1 protein-coding gene and 2 pseudogenes are annotated in these 1,473 nt (G+C 54.4%); 2 read left to right on the plus strand and 1 reads right to left on the minus strand.

Going from position 1 to position 1,473, the window contains the following annotated elements; translation table 11 throughout:
• Positions 1-178 precede the first annotated feature (178 nt).
• A complete protein-coding gene (locus AWB67_RS37630; RefSeq protein WP_125477876.1) occupies positions 179-634 on the plus strand; it encodes a Fis family transcriptional regulator in 456 nt (151 codons plus the stop codon).
• 452 nt (positions 635-1,086) lie between these two features.
• Here AWB67_RS37630 and AWB67_RS37635 read toward each other — a convergent pair.
• Positions 1,087-1,239: pseudogene (locus AWB67_RS37635) on the minus strand (IS6 family transposase); the annotation flags it as partial.
• A 124-nt stretch (positions 1,240-1,363) separates the two neighbouring features.
• Between AWB67_RS37635 and AWB67_RS40440 the strand changes: the two are divergent.
• Positions 1,364-1,473, plus strand: a pseudogene (locus tag AWB67_RS40440) (transposase); the annotation flags it as partial.

Here is a 1,473-nt window from a genome sequence, read left to right on the forward strand (position 1 = left end):
CTCGGGGTAAATGCTCCCATGGGTAACTCGTGCTGTATGTTTGTACAGTTGTCTAGCGTTTTGACGTAGAAGTTGTCGAGTCAGATGGCTGCGGGAGTCTCAACGGTGAAACGCAAATAGAACGTACGTGGGTTTTAGCGTTTGGTAACATCGACGAAAGTTGATTTGTGAGACTGTCATGCCGACCACGAAGAAACGTAAGCCGGCCAAACGGCCACGCACGAACTCAAAAACCCAATTCCTGCCAATGCCTCAGCGCGATTCCGACGCAATGTGCCTTCAATCGCGCCTTGCCTTCGAGGGAATGCGCGGCCAGCGAGCGACATCGAGGGAGGTCAAGACAGTTGCACAAGCGGTGCTGCTAACCAGTTTTATGACAGAAGCGGGGCACGGGCTACTCGATTTGTCATTTGTCAAAGAAGTCGAACGAGAAGTACTTGCGCTCTTGGATCGCGGGAAGGCGACCGGTGATTGGACCGTGCCGGAAACACTGCTGGAGCCGCTGCCCTCGGTAATCAACAAGCACGACCGACAACTGAGGGAAGTGCGTCTGGGTGTGGTGAAGGCGGCAGTTGAGCGACTCGAGAGGATGATCGTCTCAGCCATTGCCCAGCAAGCGCAAGAAGGGCTTTGATATCGCTGTTCCGCCCAATGCAGCAACTCGCGCAACGGAAGTTGCTTTTCCGCTTTTTTACATTTGCTGAGAGTGCCTCGTTAATTTGCCGCCCGAATCTATCCGTTAAAAACCTCGGACTGAAAAAGCTTTTGTTCACAGAATTGTTGAGCGAACGCTTCGCGCCGCACGCGCCTCCGTTCACGACGGGTTGCGCTGACCTATACGTTAAAAGCCTTCACATTCGTGGGCATTCTTAACTCGTTTCGGCAGGCACCCAGCGCCGAGTTGTATCGTCTCTATCTGACCCTCAACGCATTCTGGAAGTACGTATGCGTCAGCGCATCCCGTGTTGAATGCGAGCTCGCGCGGTGCGAAGGGAGGAAGCCTCATCCGATAATGATCGGTTCAAATATCGGGTTTGTCGCGTTAAGGGCAAGATGAGGAACAGGCTGCAGTATACTGAGGATTGCTTATGCCGCCAGTGAGTAGAATTGCTCGGCATGAGTGCATGCGATGCCACGGTCCTCCATTTGGCCCTTGGCGATCATGTGCATCAGTTCGATGCCGCTCAACAGGATGCGGGCACAACGAAAATTCTTGAAGCCCAGCATGGGCCGCGTGCGCAGGTCGCAAACCCATCGTTGTTCCATCATTGGCGGGTCGCTGGATCAAAGGTTGGGTAACGGGAGCCGTATGACGCGAGAGTGTCACGTATGGTTCTGCGAGAGGCTCGAGGTGAAACTCCCCGGGCCTACTCACCACTTCGGGATGAAAATTCATATCGGGGTGGACAGCCAAACGGGGCTGACACACAGCGCCGTGGTGACAGCAGCGAACGTGCACGACAAACATGCGCT

It is taken from the genome of Caballeronia terrestris (assembly GCF_001544515.1).
Classification (GTDB): Bacteria; Pseudomonadota; Gammaproteobacteria; order Burkholderiales; family Burkholderiaceae; genus Caballeronia; species Caballeronia terrestris.